The organism is Armatimonas sp., assembly GCF_043757465.1.
Taxonomy (GTDB): Bacteria; Armatimonadota; Armatimonadia; order Armatimonadales; family Armatimonadaceae; genus Armatimonas.
Genome location: NZ_JAYVPL010000139.1, coordinates 1 through 17,120, shown reverse-complemented (window position 1 = coordinate 17,120; position 17,120 = coordinate 1). Strand labels below are relative to the sequence as shown.

General features: G+C 60.0%; 14 protein-coding genes. 10 read left to right on the top strand and 4 right to left on the bottom strand.

Features of this window, described 5'->3' with window-relative positions:
• Window positions 1-21 precede the first annotated feature (21 nt).
• From ppk1 to ACH2ED_RS19275, 3 genes are read left to right on the top strand one after another with little or no spacing between them, the layout of a single operon-like run.
• Window positions 22-2,097, top strand: coding sequence for a polyphosphate kinase 1 (gene ppk1 / locus ACH2ED_RS19285; protein ID WP_395094340.1), 2,076 nt, complete (start codon window positions 22-24; stop codon window positions 2,095-2,097).
• Window positions 2,098-2,155: 58 nt separating this feature from the next.
• Window positions 2,156-3,073, top strand: a complete 918-nt coding sequence (locus tag ACH2ED_RS19280) for a hypothetical protein (RefSeq protein WP_395094339.1) — start codon at window positions 2,156-2,158, stop codon at window positions 3,071-3,073.
• A 6-nt stretch (window positions 3,074-3,079) separates the two neighbouring features.
• The gene (locus ACH2ED_RS19275) at window positions 3,080-3,787 is read left to right on the top strand and encodes a hypothetical protein (protein WP_395094338.1); all 708 of its coding nucleotides are present in this window, start codon (window positions 3,080-3,082) and stop codon (window positions 3,785-3,787) included.
• A gap of 5 nt (window positions 3,788-3,792) precedes the next feature.
• On the opposite strand, the gene ACH2ED_RS19270 is transcribed toward ACH2ED_RS19275, so the two are convergent.
• The gene (locus tag ACH2ED_RS19270) at window positions 3,793-4,407 is read right to left on the bottom strand and encodes a hypothetical protein (protein ID WP_395094337.1); all 615 of its coding nucleotides are present in this window, start codon (window positions 4,405-4,407) and stop codon (window positions 3,793-3,795) included.
• Window positions 4,408-4,593: 186 nt separating this feature from the next.
• On the opposite strand from ACH2ED_RS19270, the gene ACH2ED_RS19265 reads away from it, so the two are divergent.
• The 3 genes from ACH2ED_RS19265 to ACH2ED_RS19255 all read left to right on the top strand — a co-directional run bounded on the left by ACH2ED_RS19265 (window position 4,594) and on the right by ACH2ED_RS19255 (window position 6,719).
• Window positions 4,594-5,109 carry a hypothetical protein gene (locus tag ACH2ED_RS19265; RefSeq protein WP_395094336.1) on the top strand — a complete coding sequence of 172 codons (516 nt, stop codon included), beginning with the start codon at window positions 4,594-4,596 and terminating at the stop codon, window positions 5,107-5,109.
• 78 nt (window positions 5,110-5,187) lie between these two features.
• A complete protein-coding gene (locus tag ACH2ED_RS19260) occupies window positions 5,188-5,898 on the top strand; it encodes a PEP-CTERM sorting domain-containing protein (protein ID WP_395094335.1) in 711 nt (236 codons plus the stop codon).
• 146 nt (window positions 5,899-6,044) lie between these two features.
• Window positions 6,045-6,719, top strand: a complete 675-nt coding sequence (locus ACH2ED_RS19255) for a hypothetical protein (protein ID WP_395094334.1) — start codon at window positions 6,045-6,047, stop codon at window positions 6,717-6,719.
• 15 nt (window positions 6,720-6,734) lie between these two features.
• On the opposite strand, the gene ACH2ED_RS19250 is transcribed toward ACH2ED_RS19255, so the two are convergent.
• Both ACH2ED_RS19250 and ACH2ED_RS19245 read right to left on the bottom strand, forming a co-directional pair.
• Complete coding sequence (locus tag ACH2ED_RS19250; protein WP_395094333.1) at window positions 6,735-7,475, bottom strand: VanW family protein; 741 nt, start codon at window positions 7,473-7,475, stop codon at window positions 6,735-6,737.
• Entirely contained in the window at window positions 7,472-8,917 is a 1,446-nt protein-coding gene (locus ACH2ED_RS19245; RefSeq protein WP_395094332.1) for a hypothetical protein, read from the bottom strand. The genes ACH2ED_RS19250 and ACH2ED_RS19245 overlap by 4 nt, the downstream gene beginning before the upstream one ends.
• A gap of 55 nt (window positions 8,918-8,972) precedes the next feature.
• Here ACH2ED_RS19245 and ACH2ED_RS19240 point away from each other — a divergent pair, with 55 nt between their 5' ends.
• Window positions 8,973-11,591, top strand: coding sequence for an alkaline phosphatase family protein (locus ACH2ED_RS19240; protein ID WP_395094331.1), 2,619 nt, complete (start codon window positions 8,973-8,975; stop codon window positions 11,589-11,591).
• Between the two features lie 13 nt (window positions 11,592-11,604).
• Here the strand turns inward: ACH2ED_RS19240 and ACH2ED_RS19235 are convergent, their stop codons facing one another.
• On the bottom strand, window positions 11,605-14,055 hold the full coding sequence (locus tag ACH2ED_RS19235) for a tetratricopeptide repeat protein (RefSeq protein ID WP_395094330.1): 2,451 nt from the start codon (window positions 14,053-14,055) through the stop codon (window positions 11,605-11,607).
• Window positions 14,056-14,157: 102 nt separating this feature from the next.
• On the opposite strand from ACH2ED_RS19235, the gene ACH2ED_RS19230 reads away from it, so the two are divergent.
• From ACH2ED_RS19230 to ACH2ED_RS19220, 3 genes are read left to right on the top strand one after another with little or no spacing between them, the layout of a single operon-like run.
• Entirely contained in the window at window positions 14,158-15,063 is a 906-nt protein-coding gene (locus tag ACH2ED_RS19230; protein ID WP_395094329.1) for a diacylglycerol/lipid kinase family protein, read from the top strand.
• Window positions 15,060-15,809, top strand: coding sequence for a molybdenum cofactor guanylyltransferase (locus tag ACH2ED_RS19225; RefSeq protein WP_395094328.1), 750 nt, complete (start codon window positions 15,060-15,062; stop codon window positions 15,807-15,809). The genes ACH2ED_RS19230 and ACH2ED_RS19225 overlap by 4 nt, the downstream gene beginning before the upstream one ends.
• The gene (locus ACH2ED_RS19220) at window positions 15,806-16,846 is read left to right on the top strand and encodes a phosphatidate cytidylyltransferase (protein ID WP_395094327.1); all 1,041 of its coding nucleotides are present in this window, start codon (window positions 15,806-15,808) and stop codon (window positions 16,844-16,846) included. Before ACH2ED_RS19225 ends, ACH2ED_RS19220 begins: the two co-directional genes overlap by 4 nt.
• Window positions 16,847-17,120 lie beyond the last annotated feature (274 nt).

The window sequence follows — 17,120 nt, the reverse complement described above, 5'->3', positions numbered from 1 at the left end:
CCTGCGGTAAACTAGCGAGATATGTCTGCGGATACAGAAGCAACTATGCTTGCGCCAGCGCGCATGCCCTACATCAACCGGGAGCTCTCCTGGCTTGCCTTTAACTCGCGCGTGCTGGAGGAGGCGTGGGATGAGACCAATCCCCTACTAGAGCGCGTGAAGTTTCTCTCGATTTTTGGCAACAACCTCGATGAGTTCTTTATGATTCGTGTCTCCGGCCTCCAGGCTCAGCGCACGGCAGGCATCGCGGATCTCGTCGCCGATGGCCTGACACCGATAGAGGCACTGGACCAGATCGCCATCGAAGTGGAGAGGCTCTCCGCACTCGCACAGGACTGCTGGAAAGAGCTGCGCCGCCTGCTCAAGCGCCAGCGCGTTGAAGTCGTGGGCTACGAGGAGCTGAGCGACACTGAAAAAATCTACCTGGCTCGCTTCTTTGAGAATGAGGTTTTCCCGACACTCACGCCGCTCGCCGTTGATCATGGGCATCCGTTCCCGCACATCTCCAATCTATCTCTCAACCTTGCTATCGTGGTCAACGACCCCCAGCGGGGCCAGCGCTTCGCACGGATGAAGATCCCCGCGACTTTCCCCCGTCTTGTGCCCACGGGCCAGACGACGCGCTTTGTCTGGATCGAGGAAGTGATCGCGCACCATGTCGGGACACTCTTTCCCGGGCTAGAGGCCGTCGCAGTCTATCCGTTTCGTGTCACTCGCGATGCCGATATCGAGATCCAGGAAGATGAAACCGAGGATCTACTGCGCGCCATCGAGGCCGATATCAACAAGCGCCACTTTGGCTTCGTCACGCGCCTGGAAGTGACCGAGGCGATGCCGGAGTACATTCGCACGCTGCTTATCGGCGGGCTGGAGATGGACCCACGCAACCTCGTGGCGACGGGCGCAAGCCTAGGCGGCGAGCTGGGGTACTCATCGCTGATGGAGCTGATGAAAGTGGATCGCCCGGATCTCAAAGACAAACCCCACGTCCCCCGGCTGCCCGCCGCGCTCTCCGGCGGACAGGATATCTTTGGCGCGATCTCCGCAGGGGATATTCTCCTGCACCACCCCTACGACTCTTTTGCCCCCGTTCTCGCACTGGTCGAGGCCGCCGCGCGCGACCCCCATGTTCTGGCAATCAAGCAAACTCTCTACCGAGTGGGTGCGAACTCGCCACTGATCCCCGCGCTCATTGCCTCCCGTGATGTGGACACGCAGGTGGCGGTTCTGGTGGAGCTCAAGGCCCGTTTCGATGAGCAGAACAATATTGCCTGGGCACGCCAGCTAGAGCAAGCGGGTGTTCACGTGGTCTACGGCCTGATCGGGCTCAAGACCCACTCCAAGTGTCTGCTGATCGTCCGTAAAGAAGCAAGCGGGATCAGGCGCTACGTCCACTTTGGAACGGGCAACTACAACGCCACGACGGCGCGTTTCTACACTGACCTGGGCCTGCTCACCTGTGATCCTGAGCTCGGCGCCGATGTCACGGATCTGTTTAACTATCTTACGGGCTACTCTCGGCAGACCAAGTTCCGTAAGCTCTTAGTCGCTCCTATCAACCTTCGCCAAGAGATCGCGCGGCGCATTCAGCGTGAGGCGGAGCACGCAAGAGCGGGCCGTCCCGCGCATCTGATCTTCCAGATGAACGCGCTGGTAGACCCGGAGATGATTGCGCTTCTCTACGATGCCTCCCGCGCGGGAGTCAAGATAGAGCTGATCATTCGGGGCATCTGTTGCCTGCTGCCCGGCCTGCCCGGCTGGTCGGAGAATATCCGTGTGATCTCTATCGTAGGCCGCTTTTTAGAGCACGCGCGTATTTTCTACTTTGAGAACGGCGGCGGTGGCAACGCGGAGCTCTACGCGGGAAGTGCAGATCTGATGCAGCGCAACTTAGACAGGCGTGTGGAGGTGGTCTTTCCCATTGAGAATCCGAAGATCAAGGCGCATGTGGTCAAGAAAATTCTTGCCACGCTGCTCGCCGACAATGTCCAGACACGCGAGCTCAAGTCCGACGGCAGCTACGAGCGCCTGGGGCCACAAGACAAGAAGCGCCGTGATGCTCAGATACTCTTCCAGCGCACCGGCCAGCGCCGCTGATACAAGCGCACCAACATCTGGTCACGTTTTAGCAAGAAATGCCGTACAATAGAGTGAGATGACACCGCCACGCTACCATCTAATAGATCTTTCCGGGCCGAATCCGAGCGCAAAGTTCGGCCTGCGTGCGCGTCTGGCGATCAACGACGCCGGGACAATTGCCGGGGCGTGCGATGACCGTGCGGCGCTCTGGGAGCGGGGCAAGATTCATTTTCTTGCGGGATCGGGCACTTATGCCTGGGGCATCAATCCCAAGGGCGAGGTGGCTATCGAGGACGGCAAGTCCGGGCTCTTCTGGCGTAAGGGCCAGCTCGAAGCCCTTCCCATTCAGACCCAGCCCGGCGAGCGTGTGGTTCCCCGTGACATCGCCGAGGGGCGTACTGTGGTGGGTACGACCCAGAGCAAGGGCCTTCCGCTCGGGCAGGCGTGGGTTCTCAAAGGCACGATTTTCCGCTGGCTCGCCGATGCAGCCGAGGCGCGTGTGCTCTGCCCCGATGGGCGAGTGGCGGGCTTTGCCCACGTGGCCCACGGGGATGTGCCCGTGGTCTGGCAGAGCAACCAGATCGCCTGGCTTCCGCTACCGACGCGCTGTAAAACGGGCCGCGTCACGGCAGTCAATGCCACGGGTGTTCTGGTGGGCAGCGCGATGCTAACCGACGATGACCAGGAAGAGGGCTTCCCAACACGGGCGCTGCGCTGGAGACCGGGCGCCTCCCCGGAGATTCTCTTCTCTGGTGTCACGACGGCGATCAATGACCGTGGCTGGATCGCAGGCCATCAGACCGACACCTTCGAGGGGGTTGGGGCGGGTGGGGTACTCTGGATCGAGGGGAAGAAACACTTTGCCGATGATCTGATTGAGAGCCGGGGCCACTGGCGTGTCATTGAAGTGCACGACCTGAACAACAAGGGCCAGCTCGTCGGGCAGGCGTTCTACCGTGACGAGCTTCGCGCCGTCTTACTCGATCCGCGCTAACTCTCGATGACGGCACACGCATGGCTTGCTGCCAACCTCCCCGATGCCCGCCCGTTTCCCAAGAGCGACAGCGCCACCAGTGCCTGGCGCACGCCCGCACTCTTTATCAAGTTCTTCCCCTACGCTCTCCAAGAGCGCGCCGCCGTGGAGACAGAGATCGCCTCAGCGGGTCTGCACGAGAACATCATTCCCTCACTCCTGATGTCCGGCGTAGACGACGGCGTGATCCTGATCTACCCTTTCGTCTCCGGCGAGACGCTGGGCAGCACCGCGGCCCGCGATAAATTCTATGCCCTTCCCGAATCGGAGCGCCGCGCCGCGCTCTGCGTCCTCTTCGCCGCACTAGCCGCGATTACCTCCGCAGGCTGGACACTTGTGGACTTCTACGAAGGCAACCTGATCTACGACTACGCGAATAAAAAAGTCTGGCTCTTCGACTGGGACTTGTGCATCAAAGCCGAGAGTTTCACGCTCGCCACCCACCGCAACTGGGGTTCCTCGCGCCTGATGGCCCCTGAGGAGTTTGTCAAAGGCGCTCAAATAGACAGCCAGACCAATGTTTTCAACCTAGCACGCCTCGCCACGCTCGTGCTCGGTGACGATGCCACCGATGCCGAACGCGCTGTTCTTGCCCGTGCCACCAGTTCTGAGAAATCCCGACGACACGCCTCTGTCGCTGCCTTTGTCATGAACCTCGAGCTTGCTGCTGTGTAAGAAATCTACCAGCGCCAGCCGAGGGAGAACGAGGTGTGGCTCATCGGGAAGTGCCAGTGATACGTCTCGCCGACTCCGCTATTGTTGGTTCGGCTCGCGTCAAAATCAGGCAGAACTGTCTCCCGCAGCTCCCAGAAAATGCGCCGCGTCAGCAGGCCGCCGCCCATCAAACAGAGCCCTGGTACAAGACGCCGACGGTTTGGGAAGTTTTTGTCTATGTCGGCTGCGGCACTGACGTCATAGCCCCCCAGCCCGTACCCGAAATAGTTACGAGAACTTCGGGCAAGCGGGCTCCGGACGAGAACCGTGACGAAGTGAGCGGAAATATCGTTGGCATCAAAAAAACTGAGATGCGTCGGGACACTCCAGCTACGCACGCCCCATTCCAGCGCTAGGGCACGCTCCGTCTTGCCCGAGAAAACATATCCTAGAATAAACCCCGTACCGTTCAGTGGCGGTCTATTCTGGAAACCCGCAGTCGCTCCTGAGGCAGTGGTGACAGTGGCACCTGCACGACGCAAATTCAACAAACTTCCACTTAAATATGCCCCCTGCTGGAGCTGCGCCTGAGCACAGACTGGCACGGCGAGGGCTAAAAGAGATAACATCATTGTCTTCATGCCGCAGTATTCCTCCAAAGGCGACGAAAAACCTGCCACCTTTTGCTTGGCTGAGGCATAATGTCTGCATGATCGCCGACCCTAAAACCTATCTTGCTTCTCTCACGGACGAGCTGACCAAGACGTGGCCGAAGAGCTACAGCGCTGGTTTCCTGGTGTCGTAAGGCTATGGGGTATAGTAAGGCTATGATGAGATGCTACACTTTCCTTCTCCCTCTCGCCGCACTCGGCCTGCTGGGCTGCTCTCCCGAGAAGCCCGCCGAACCTGACACAACCGCCTTAGCGCACTCCTCGGTAGCCGCTACGCCAAAATTGGAAACGGCACCGGTCGCACCCGTGGCAGGCGGCCCGACGGCAGATGCTACCGATCCGTTTGCTCCCCTCTCCAAGACCCCGGAGCTCGACAAAAAGATCGCCGATGCCGAAAAATCCGGTGACAAGACGGCACTCGCCAATGCCTACTCGAAACGGGGCATGTTCCGCATGCGCGACGACGACAAGGCCGGACAGCGGGTGAAGTACCGTGGTGCCCTCGCCGACTTCCGCAAGGCACTGAAAACCGATCCCAAGAATGTAGAGGCGCTCGCCGCTAAGAGTGAGATCGAGAGTATCTACACTGGCATGGGCCGCCCCATTCCCTCAGAGGCCGAAGCCGAGGAAGTGAGCCGCACCGGCACCTACAAACCCCCGACAGGCAAGTAGGCACTCTGGCACAGTTCTTGCTCTACTTGTCCCTGTAATATCAAACCCCACATGGGGCACAGGGACAGGTAGACCACTTTGAAATCTCTTATTCGTGTCACGATTGCCGGACTGACTCTCGCCACCACTTTTTCGCTCGCACACGCCCAGACCGTCACCTTTGCGAACTTCCAGCAAGTTGGCGCCGATAAGTCTTTCCAGTTCCTCAATTCAGGAGCGACATCAACCTTCGTCACTAAAGATACCATCACGTCCAATACCACAATCCCAGTGAACTTCACCTTCCTCGTGGACAATGGCAGTGGTTCCATGAACACCCCCCTACCCGCGAACCTGACCATCACCTCGGTGGTGAGTGCCCCAGCGACCTTTGGTGCGACGGTCTCCCAGAAGTTGCAGAGTGTCCAGATGACCTTTGTGGGAACGGGGGCAGTAACGGGAAACCTACTGACAATCTTTGGCTCCACCGGAACCATTGGTGGCGTCCTGGGAGAAGCGACCGCAGGCCTAGAGGAGACGAACAATGGCGGCAGCCAGATCGTCAACTACTCCTCCGCTTACATTGATTTCAGCGGATCGACCCAGCGCAACTACAGTGTTGCTCTCAATAATATTGACGCTCCGGGTCTTGCAAACGGCGGTAATGGCTACCTGGCCTCTTTACAATCGAATGCAACCGGACAGTTTGCAGCAAATGGAATTGTCCCGGAACCTTCCACCGTATTTTTACTAGGGATGGGTGCCCTTGGCCTGTGTACCTGCCGTCGTAAAAAAAATCAGCACTGTTAACGTTACTGGTTTTTTGGTAGTTCCCTTCTCAAAGTATCTTTTACAGGATACAACCCTGATAAGTTAAGTATCAAGGTGGTAAGAGAAGGATGTATTTTAAGTATAAAAAAGGTGTCAGCAGTGCCCTCATACTCGGATTAGCTCTTTTGTCGGGTTCTGCGCAGGCCCAGGCTCCCAGCCTCTTTGCAACATTTAGTCAGTCGTTCCAGACTCCCTCTTTTGTCTTTTCGACAAGCGGTGGAGGCGCGTCTCTGAGTCTGCCCACCCCAATTCCAGTTAGTTTCCAGTATCAGACCGTCAATGGGCTGGGGACAGGTGTCGGTGAGAGTGTCCCCGCAAGCCTGACAATGTCGTCCCTAGACGGCGGCGCAGCCTTCATGGATACCAGCTTCCTGGTGCAGCCTCTGAAAAATATTGAGATGCGCTTCACCTCGCTTGGAGCCCCCACCGACTCCGGCGACCTCCTACGGGTCTACCTGACCACGGGCAACTTGATTGCACGGCCCGGCGGCCAGACGGCACGCCTAACCGGCACCGAAAGTGCCACGGGGAACTCCATTGTTAACTTCGACTCGGACTACCTGGACTTTTCTCAGCCCCTGGTCAACAAAAATTTTGCAGTCTCGTTTACCAGTGTTGCGCCGGATATTTCCGATGGCGGCAATGGCTTCCTCGCTCCGTTCATGGCGACCGCTACGGGGAACTTTGGCTCGGCTCCTCTGCCACCGCCGAAAAACAGGATCCCGGAGCCGGGTACGCTGGTGCTCGCGGTTCTCGGGGGGCTGGCACTGGCACACCGTCGCAAGAGTGTCTCGCCTTAATCAGGGAGCACTTCATCAATCGGGGAGCACTTCATCCAGAGTGGCGTAGGTAGTGTCGGAGAGGCGCTCGCGGTTGCCCCCTATCGTTCGGTAGGTGGCAACCCGGAGTCCTGGCATTCCTGCACGACTCCGCCTGCGCCCCGCCACGCTCCGTCGCCCAGGCTCCTGTACGGAGAGTACATGGGTTTCCAGCGCCACGGGCTGCGAGAGCTGCCACTCCCCCATCACCTCGACACTCAGCCGCTCGCCCACCACTTTTGCCCGCAAGCGCACCGGGAACGGATGGGGGTTTTTCAGCCGTAGATCCACACCCGGCCAGGCCACGGCGGCATCACGACCTGGTGGGACGTACTTCGGGGCGATGGTGTGGGGGTGCCGCTCTACCACACTCAATCCTGCCAGCAACGCCGCATTGTAGAGTGTCGTGGAGGTCTGACAGACACCGCCGCCCAGTGCGGGAACCATTGTCCCCTCCACCGAGACGGGAGCGGGGACGTACCCCGTGTCGTTGTCTTTATCGCTGACGGAGACCACGGCGTTGTAGGAGAATGTCTTTCCCACAGCGATCACCTGCCCATTGAGCGCCCGCGCTGCCAGTGTTGCGTTGCGAATCTGCGCCTTCTTACGCCCCTTCAAGCTCGTCGTGTAGCCCGCCAGTCGCTGCTCGCTCACTTGAGGCGTCACGCGCACATTGGCCCAGATCAGCCCTCCGAGGACAACAGAGGCGCTGAGCCAGAGCACGGTGGGCGCTTTCATGGCTGGCGATGCCTCTGCGCGAGCTGGGTCTGAAAGAGGCTCGGAATGGCGGTGCTCTCCACCACCCAGTTGCGCGCCGTCGGTGGGTTCTGGACAATCCTCTCAGGAGCCGTGGAGTTCCAGATCACCTGGTACGCGCCGGTCCAGCCGTGGCCCGTGCCCAGATTCCCCCGGTTGCGGATATTGATGCCCACCCCTTTAGCCCCCTTAGCAGCCGTGATATGCAGGTTGTCGTAGAGCACCCCACAGCTCCAGCGGTGGTGCGGGCCGCTGTCGGCGTGGCTGTCGGTGGCGGTGCAGTCAGAAAAAACATTGGGGCCGGGCACCGAAGAGTCTAGGGCGAAGTCGTGGCGGCCATTGCGCGCCTTGCAGCGCTGCACTAAGTTGCGCTGCCCGGTTATCTGAAACGGGTAGCGCCTGCCCCCGACAATCTGTGAGATGGGATCGAGGCAGGTGCTGTCTTCGACCGTGATATTGCGTGCGCTCCGGCCAATCGCGACGCAGGCAAAGCCGAAGTGCTCCGCCGTGACGTGACGCACCCAGCCGTTGCGCACCGCACGAAGTCCAATGGCGGTCCAGCCGTGCTTCTCGTCGGTGGGCGAGGCGAACTCACTCACGCAGCGCAGGTTCTCCACCCCGATATTCTCGATGCGCTGAGGGAAACGCAGCTTGCTGAGCGTGTGCGGCCCGAACTCTTTCTCCAGCGAGTTGGTAAGGGGCGCATCCAGCGTGAGGGTGTTGCCTGCGATACGGATAATCTGGCGCTCGAAAGCCAGGTCTTTACTTCCCGGAGCCCACTGCTGAATCTTCTTGCCATCGCTTCGTGGAGGGATCTTATCCATCCCGATAGCCGCGATCCAGCTTGCCGTGCTCGCCCGCCGGACAATCACTTCCTCACCGATCTTGAAGCCACTAGCATCCGCGACCGTGAGTGAGTCCGCGCCGCAGGGAACGTAATCGTCGGTGATTTCCTGGCGCGAGTCTTTTTCCACCTGCGCCTGACCGTCGCCACCGAGAGTGATCAGTGTGTGCTGCTTTTTCTGGGTCGCGATCAGAACCGTGCCGTCGGGCCCCTCGCCCTCGCCGCGCAAGACAACCCCAGGATTGCGCAGCGTAATACTGCCCTGGAGCCGGTACGTCCCGCGCTTGAGAAGCACCGTGCCGCTCTTGGTCTCATCCAGCGCCTTCTGGATCCGCGCATCGGCAAACACATTTTTATCCGCAAGCGGCTCGACCGTTCGTATGACCGGCAGCTCGGGAATCGGCACGTCACCGTCTTTGTAGCCGACGCGGGAGAAATCTGGAAGACGGTTGCCTTTTTCGTCGGCACGATAGATCAGCTTGCCGTCGGCACCGAGCGAGACCCAGGCTTTCTCTTCGAAGGAGGGGAAGGCATGGTTGAGAGCGAGCAAGAGTAGCACAGCGACGGCGCTTCGGTACATGATGCTAGTATACCGCTGGAATATTTTGGTATCCTGTTGGCAAGGGGCAACAAGAATGCGAAAACAGGGTGTGGGACTGGCGCTGGTTATTAGTTTAGGAGCGGTGACACTTGGGCTGACGCAGAGTGGCGGAAGTGAGCAGATTGGCGAGCAGGCCGACGGCTCAACTCTGGTGTCATCGAACCAGCGCGTGACGCCGGTGGGAAAACTTCAGACACTGCGGGCATCGCGGCCCAAGGATGTGGCTGTCTCGCCCGATGGGCTACTTGTGGCGGTGCTGGCGCAGAACCAGGTCGCGCTCTACACGAACAAGGGGGACGTGGTTTCCAGCGTGACGGGGATCGAGGCTGGACCGCTCGGGATTGCCTGGTCGCCCGATAGCCAGAGTGTCTATGCGACCCTGGCAGGTGGGAAAGTCGCGCGGATTGTCAAGACCGAGGCGGGCTGGAAGAAAGACAAAGAGCTCACGATTGACTCCGTCGGGGCGCTAGGCGACCCGGACATCGCGGCGGGAACCCAGGGCAGGGGCCGCGCAACCGGCGATCCACAGCTCACGGGGCTGGCGGTTCGCGAGAACCATCTTCTTGTGGGAATGGGCATTCGCAACGCCGTCGCGATCGTCAATCTGGCGACGGGCAAGACGGAGCATCTCTTGCCGGTGGATGCGGTTCCCTACCACTTGCGCCTCTCGCCGGACGGCAACACGCTGGCGGTCTCTTGCCGGGGCGGGCGCGTGGCAAATAAAGGCGAGGCGAGTGCGGACTCGGCGGGCACGGCGGTGCGCGTGGACGACAAAACCGATGCGGCAAAAAGCGGCAGTGTCATCTTGCTCCCTCTGGAGCTCACCGATACGGAAACTCTGTTGGTGACCCAGATTCGCAAAGTCGAGGCGGGGCGGCAGCCATCGGGCATGGCGTTTACGAAAGACAGTAAGACGCTCTATGTGGCCAGTAGCGACGACGACACGCTACAAGTTCTTGATGTCACGAGGGCAAAAGTCACCCGCGCCTTTGTTCTCTCCCCCGAGCAAGACCCCGGCTTCGGGCAGATTCCCACCGCTGTCGCTCTCAGCGCCGATGAGAAAACGGCCTATGTTGCCTGCGGCGGGGCCAATGCCCTTGCGCATGTCGAAGTTGCCAGCGGAAAAATTCTGGGCTACACGCCCACCGGCTGGTACCCGATTGCCCTTCTCCCGACAACGGGCGCAGGGGAGAATCTAGTGGTGGTGAACAGCAAAGGCTTCGGGAGCCGCACGCCGCGCACCAGCCCCTCACTTGCCTATGGCGTCCATGGCACCCTCGGGCTGGTGCAGTTCACGCCGCCGACTCTGGCGGACCCGAAAGTCATCGCGCAAAACAACCGCTGGGGCATGGCGGAGAAGCCCGCCCGGCGTGGGGTCGCGCCCGTGCCGATTCCCGAGCGCGTTGGGGAGCCGTCGGTGTTTAAGCACGTGGTCTATATCATCAAAGAGAACCAGACCTACGACTATATTTTCGGCGACATGAAAGAGGGCAACGGCGAGCCCAAGCTGTGTGTGTTCCCCGAGGAAGTGACTCCCAATCACCATGCACTTGCCCGGCAGTTTGTGCTACTGGACAACACCTACACCAGCGGCACCAACAGCGCCGATGGCCACCAGTGGACGGTTTCGAGCGTGGGCAACGGCTACATCGAGCAGAACTATGCCGCGCACTCCCGCTCCTACCCCTACGATGGCGGCGACCCGCTGGCCTACTCCCCGACGGGCTTTCTATGGACGGCTGCACTGGCAAAGAAGAAGTCCGTACGGGTCTACGGCGAGTTTGTCAACAAGCCCGTCATCACCGACACCACCACCGGCAAGGCCGTGCGCCCGGGCTGGAAGACACTCTGGGATGACTACAAACAAAATAACGGCAAGCGCTACACGATCAAGCCCGGCACCGACAATGCCGCGCTACGCCCCCTGCTCCATCCCACCTACATCGGCTTCCCCTCCACCGTTTCGGACCAGTGGCGCGCCGATCAGTATATTACTGATATGGATCAGTTCGAGAAAGACGACAAGATGCCCGAGCTCTCGATCCTGCTTCTCCCCAACGACCACACCGCAGGCACACGTGCCGGTGGCCCGACGCCCCGTGCGTGTGTGGCCGACAACGACCGCGCACTGGGCCGAATCGTCGAGCGCATCTCGAAATCTAAGTTCTGGAAAGAGACTCTGATCCTCGTGATTGAGGACGACTCCCAGTTTGGGGTAGACCACGTGGACGGCCACCGAACCGTGGCGCTCTGCATCTCGCCCTACACCCGACGCGGCTCGGTGAATCACACGCTCTTCAACCATACCAGCTTTATCCGAACCATCGGCCTCGCGCTGGGCTTCCCGGCGATGAACCGCTTCGACCGCACCGCGACGCCGCTCACTAGTTGCTTCAACGCCATACCCGATCTTGCGCCTTTCACCTCGCTGCTCAATCGCATCCCACTTGATGAGCTCAACCCCGCCAAGACCACGCTCGCGGGTGAAGCACGTCGGCTCGCCGAAGCCTGCGAGAAGCTCAACTGGGACGATGTAGACCGCGCCGATGCCGAGATAGTCGCACGGGCAATCTGGAGTGCGCAAAAGCCCAAAACGCCCTTCCCCGACACTCTGTACCAGCCACCGACGGGTGGGGACGGGGATGACGAGTAAGGGCCACCTCCCCCTACCCGCCCGCCGCCTTGCGCCGCTTGGCTACCTCACGGTTGTCGGCGGCGGCCTTCATGTCGGGCTTGAGCTCTAGCGCTTTCGTGTAGTCCGCAATAGCATCGTCGAACTTGCTGCGCTGGAAGCTGGCGTTGCCGCGCTTGAAGTAGTTGGTTGCCTCCTTGGGATCGTCGGTGACGGCTCTATCGTAGTCGCTCCAGGCGGCATCGAAGCGCTTGAGCTGGTAGTGCATGTCCCCACGATTGCGCAGATAGCTCCCGTTCTTGGGCCGAATCGAGACTGCTTTGTCGTAGTCAACAAAGGCTTTCTCGTAGTCTTTTATGGTCTCATAGAGAACCCCACGGAAGTTGTAGGCATCGCTGTAGTCCGCCTTGAGCGTGACTGCCTTCGTGCAGTCCGTGATGGCCTCGGCGTACTTTTCCTGGCGGACGAGCACACGGGCGTGGTCTAGGTAATCTTCTTCATCTAGCACATTGGACTTGGCATCGTCGTCGAACTCCGCCAGAATCTGCGTGTCGGTGCGCTTATCGCCGACCAGAAGCCGCTGGAGTCGATCCTCAGCTTTCTTCTGAGCACGCCGTGCCTTGAGGAGTGCGATAGAGCTCTCGGTAACCCGCTTGCTGGAGTCGGCGAGCTTGCTCATGAGCCGCTTGAAGTCATGTCGCGCCGCATCGGCCTTGTCGGCATCGGACAGATTGGCCGCGACGGCGGGCAGGGTTTCATCCTGCTCATGGGCTTTTGTGTAATCGGCGAGTGCCCCGGATTTGTCACCCTTGAGTCGCTTAGCCCGCGCCCGTCCCACCAGAAAATCCGCGTTTTTGGGAGCCAGTACGATAGCCTGGTCGAAGTCCGCAATCGCCTCCGGGTACTGCCTGTTATCCACGTAGGCATCGCCCCGGCTGGAATAGTTTGCTGCCGTAGGCTTAAGCGCAACCACCTGGCTCCAGTCGGCGATCGCCTTGCCCCAGTCCTTCTGTTGCTGGCGCAAGACTGCTCGTTTCCTGAGATAATCCTCGTTCTGAGGCTCGGCCTTGACCACCAGATCGAGCTGCTCCCCCGCTCCCCCAAAATCCCGCGCACCGCTCAGGGCATCGGCAAGCTTCACCCGCGCTTTGGCATCGGTTCGTCCTCGGGCCACAGCCTGCTTGAGCTCTTTGAGCGCCTGTGCCCGGTCGGTATCGGTTGCCGTGAAGCTGCTGGTCAGCGCCAGTGAGTGCTCGTAGAGTGCATCGGGGTTGTTCGGGTCGGCGGCGAGGGCGCGCTCGAAGAACACCATAGCCTCTTTGACAACCCCGATCATTCCTAGATTCTCTAGCCTACCGCGGAGCACCAGCGCCGACGCGTTCTTCGGCTCCGCCGTGATTAGCTCGTCGAGAATCTTCTTTGCCGCAGCGCGGGGCTGGGCGGAGTTAAAGAGCCCTCCCTTCTCGGCCTGCGCCAGATACTGCGCGGCCCGCTCCAGTGGTGGCAGCGTCTCCGACGGCATTGCCGCGAGCTTTTCCCGAGTCGTCTTGAGCCGCTCAACGGCAAGCGCATAGTCGGGCTTCGTCTTGACGGCAAGCTCCAGATCGTTCACGGCCTCGGCGAGCCTCCCCTGGCGCGTGTAGACGTTGGCCCGGTTGGTCAGGTTGCGAGATTGATCCGCAGGATCGTTATCGAGGCCGGACAGCGATATTGCCATCGCATAATCGGCAAGAGCGTCCTCGAATCGATTGGCATTGAAGTGGATATTTCCGCGATTGCCCCACGCATTTCGAACCATCGGGCTTTTTTCGAGAATACTGCCGTAACCCGCGAGCGCCTCGGCATCTTTTCCATCGTTCTGCGCTTTGTACGCCGCGTCGAAAGAAGCGGTAGTGTAGGCGGCTACATCAAGTGGCTTATTTTTGAGAGCGTTCTGTTGCGCTCCTTCAGCGGTGAAGTCTCGCGTCGCCGAGCCTTTGTTGGATCGAACTCTCTCAAGGCAGATATTGGCTTGCTCCAGATTTCCGAGCGCGTACTGAGCGTCGGCGCGGTTGAGCCAAGCGGACGGAAACGTCTCGTCTGCTTTGCACGCGATGATGGCATCCACCAGAGCACGCCGTGCATCATCTTTCCGAAGCCAGTAACTGGCGCGGTTAGCAAACCCGATGGCTTGAAGTCGTGTGTTGGGCGTAGGCGACAGCGCGAGAGCCACCAGCCCACTTGAGACATCGGCGATAGCGCCCGCGTAGTTTTTCTGATTTCCGCGTACATAGCCACGGTTCAACCAGGCGTTCGTCTCTTTAGGATCAAGGGCGATGGCCTGCGTGTAGAGCTTCTCCGAAGCAGCCCAGTCTTTCGCATCGGACAGCACCGAGGCGCGTTTCATCAGCTCAGGGCGGCTCTCTTGCGTGCGGGCAAGCGTGGGGGTATTAACAGTGCCGACAAGTGCGGCGGTGATTGGTAAGGCAAGTACAAATCGTTTCATGGCAAAAACTCCTACTTTGTATCTTACAGCACCAGCGTTACAGTAGCGTAACAGGACTTTCCTCCCATTGCTCAATGGAGCAGGGTACGCTACAATCCGGCAATGGAACATCTAGTCAGCGAGGGCGGTGTGGTGATTTATAACCCGGTCGCCGGACGGGGTCTGGGTGCCAAGCGTAAAGACGAGGCGCAGGCACACCTGGGACCAGCGTTCGAGTGGATTCCGACTCAGCGCCCCGGCCATGCGATGGAGTTGGCACGTGCGGCGGCCAAGACGCACGAGGTCGTGGTGGCTTTTGGCGGTGATGGAACCGTCGGCGATGTCATGCGCGGGATTCTCCAGGCCAAGGCCGACGGCGATGCGCCGCACGAAGCGACTCTGGGGATTATCCCCGTGGGCACGGGCAACGATATGGCCCGCAACTTAAAGCTGGTTCTCGAGACCCGTGAGGCCTGTGCCACCGTTTTGGGGGGAGTTACCAAGCGTATTGATGTAGGAATGATCAACGGCACCCCGTTTATCAACAACGCGGGAACAGGCTTTGATGCCGCCGTGATGCACACGATGAACACGGGCATTAAGTTCGTCAGCGGGCAGCTCGCCTTTCGCCTGGCGATCTTAAAAACGCTGGCCAAGTACAAGCCTTTCGCACTTACCCTTACTGCCGACGATGGGGAGAAGCGCCAGTTAAGAGCGTTTATGGTCTCGGTGCTCAACGGCAAGGTCTACGCCGCGGGGATGGAGGCCGCGCCCCACGCGGAAGTAGACGACGGGCGACTCGATGTGATGATCATTAAGCAGATGTCAAAGTTCAAGCTGCTCCCGGTAATCCAGCTCGTGGCGATGGGCAAGCACCTAGACCACCCCGCCGTGGAGATGCTGCAAGTGCGCAAGCTGGTTGTGGGGACGATTCCACCGCAGCCGCTCAATATTGACGGCGAGGTGCGGGGGCTCACTCCCATGAATATTGAGGTACGCCCTCGCGAGCTGAAAGTGCTCGTGCGGTGATTCCCGCCGTTGTGACCGCAGGAGGGCGGCTGGACGGCACCCTGGCGGAGGTGACCGGGCAGAGTGTGAAGGCACTCATAGAGCTCGATGGCAGCCCGATGATCCAGCGTGTCCTGGAAGCGCTCGCAAGCTCGGGTGTGGTCAGTGAGACGGTCGTAGTGGGGCCCGTCGCGCACCTGGAGCCGCATGTTGCGCATCCAAACAGTCTGCTAGCGGAAGGCGATAGCGGCATCGAGAATCTTTCCCGAGGCCTGCAGGCAGTGGATGCGGGCGAGGGTTTTGCGCTCTTTGCGGCCTCGGATCTGCCGTATCTGTGCGCCGAGTCGGTGCGCTGGCTGGTGGAGAATGCCCCCCAAGACGCCGACATTGTCTTTCCGATTACCGACCGACAGCGCTACGAGGCGCGCTTTCCGGGAACACCAGGCGCTTGGACTCGCCTCCGTGACGGTGAGCTAACGGGCGGCTCGGTCTTTCTGATGCGCCCCGCCGCGATTGCCCGAAACCGCGCCTTGCTTGAGAGAGTTTTTAACGCCCGCAAAAGCCAGTGGCAAATGGCGCAGCTACTCGGCTTAAGCTTTGCACTGAAGTTTGCCACGGGCCGTCTGAGTGTCGCGGATGCTGTGGCGCGTGCCACGATGCTAACGGGTTGTCGTTGCCAAGTGCTCCGGGATGCCCACCCGCACCTGGCCTGCGACCTCGACACCCACGAGGAGTGGCTCTACCTGAAAGGGCTCCAAAATAGATGAACGACCGAATTCGTGAGGCACAGGAACGGCTTCGTCTCGCGCAGGAGCAGATTCGCGTGGCACAGGAGCACACTGCCGCCACCGCCCGTGAGGCAGCGCAGGAGGCTCAGGAGCTCGCCAAGGCAATGCGCGATGCCATGCCGCCGGGCCTACTCACGCGCCTACTCTCGGCATTTGTGGGCATTCCGCTGATTCTGGCGCTAATCTTTGTGGAAGTCTGGCCGGAGCGTTTCCCCGGGCTTGTCTTCACTCTGGCAGTGGCGCTCATTGCCTTAATTAGTGGCAGTGAGTACTTCCGCGCCCTCAAGCACCGTGGGTTTCGCCCCAATGAACAGCTTGCCTATATTGCGGTGGTGGTCTTGCAGTTCGCCGCCTGGAATGTCAGCCGTGGAAAGCTGCTCGCGTTTCTACCGGTGATGCTGGTGGTGCTGATCATTACCACACTCATTAACCAGGTGGTGCGCCGCGAGCAAGAGCCCGTCACCAACCTCGGGGTGACTCTCTTTGGGGTGGTTTATATTGGGTGGCTAGTCTCGTATCTGATTTTTTTGCGCTCGCTCCTGCCCGGCCAGACCATCGCCATTCCGCTTCCCTGGGGCCACGGCCCCAGTGTCAGTTATGGCGCGTGGTTGACACTCTACGTGATTGCGGTCACCTGGATGACCGATACGGGTGCCTACGCCTTTGGAGTGCGCTTCGGGAAGAACAGCCGCAAGCTCGCGCCCTCACTCTCGCCTAACAAGACCGTGATCGGAGCTGTCGGGGGGCTGCTCACGGCGACTCTGACCTCGCTGCTCTGGGGGGCGTGGGCACATATCCCGTGGTACCACTGTCTGATTCTCGGCCCGATTCTGGGCGCACTAGGGCAAGTGGGGGATCTGTGCGAGTCGGCGCTGAAACGGGATCTAGGCATCAAGGACTTCGGAGGGATCATGCCCGGCCACGGCGGCCTGCTAGATCGCTTCGACTCGCTGCTCTTCACCGCGCCTATTGCTTACTACTATCTCGCTCTGATTGTCCCACGTCTCCATTTTTAATGGCGTGCCGCTAGGCAGCTTTTGCCTGCGATTGATCCGTCTCTATCCGCCACCGAGAGAAGCGCTGCTCAGTCCGCACCATCCTGGGGAGAGCAGTGCTCTCCCCAGGTATGCTTGTTGGAAGTTTAAATCGGTCTAGTTTTCGCCGTAGATTACTTTGCTGGTCAGGTCCACGTTGCTGGTCAGGTCCACGTTGCCAGAGCCCGTTCCCCAGATCACTTGATCCGTCCAGGTAGCCGATCCCCAGATTACCTGACTGCCCCAGATCACTTGC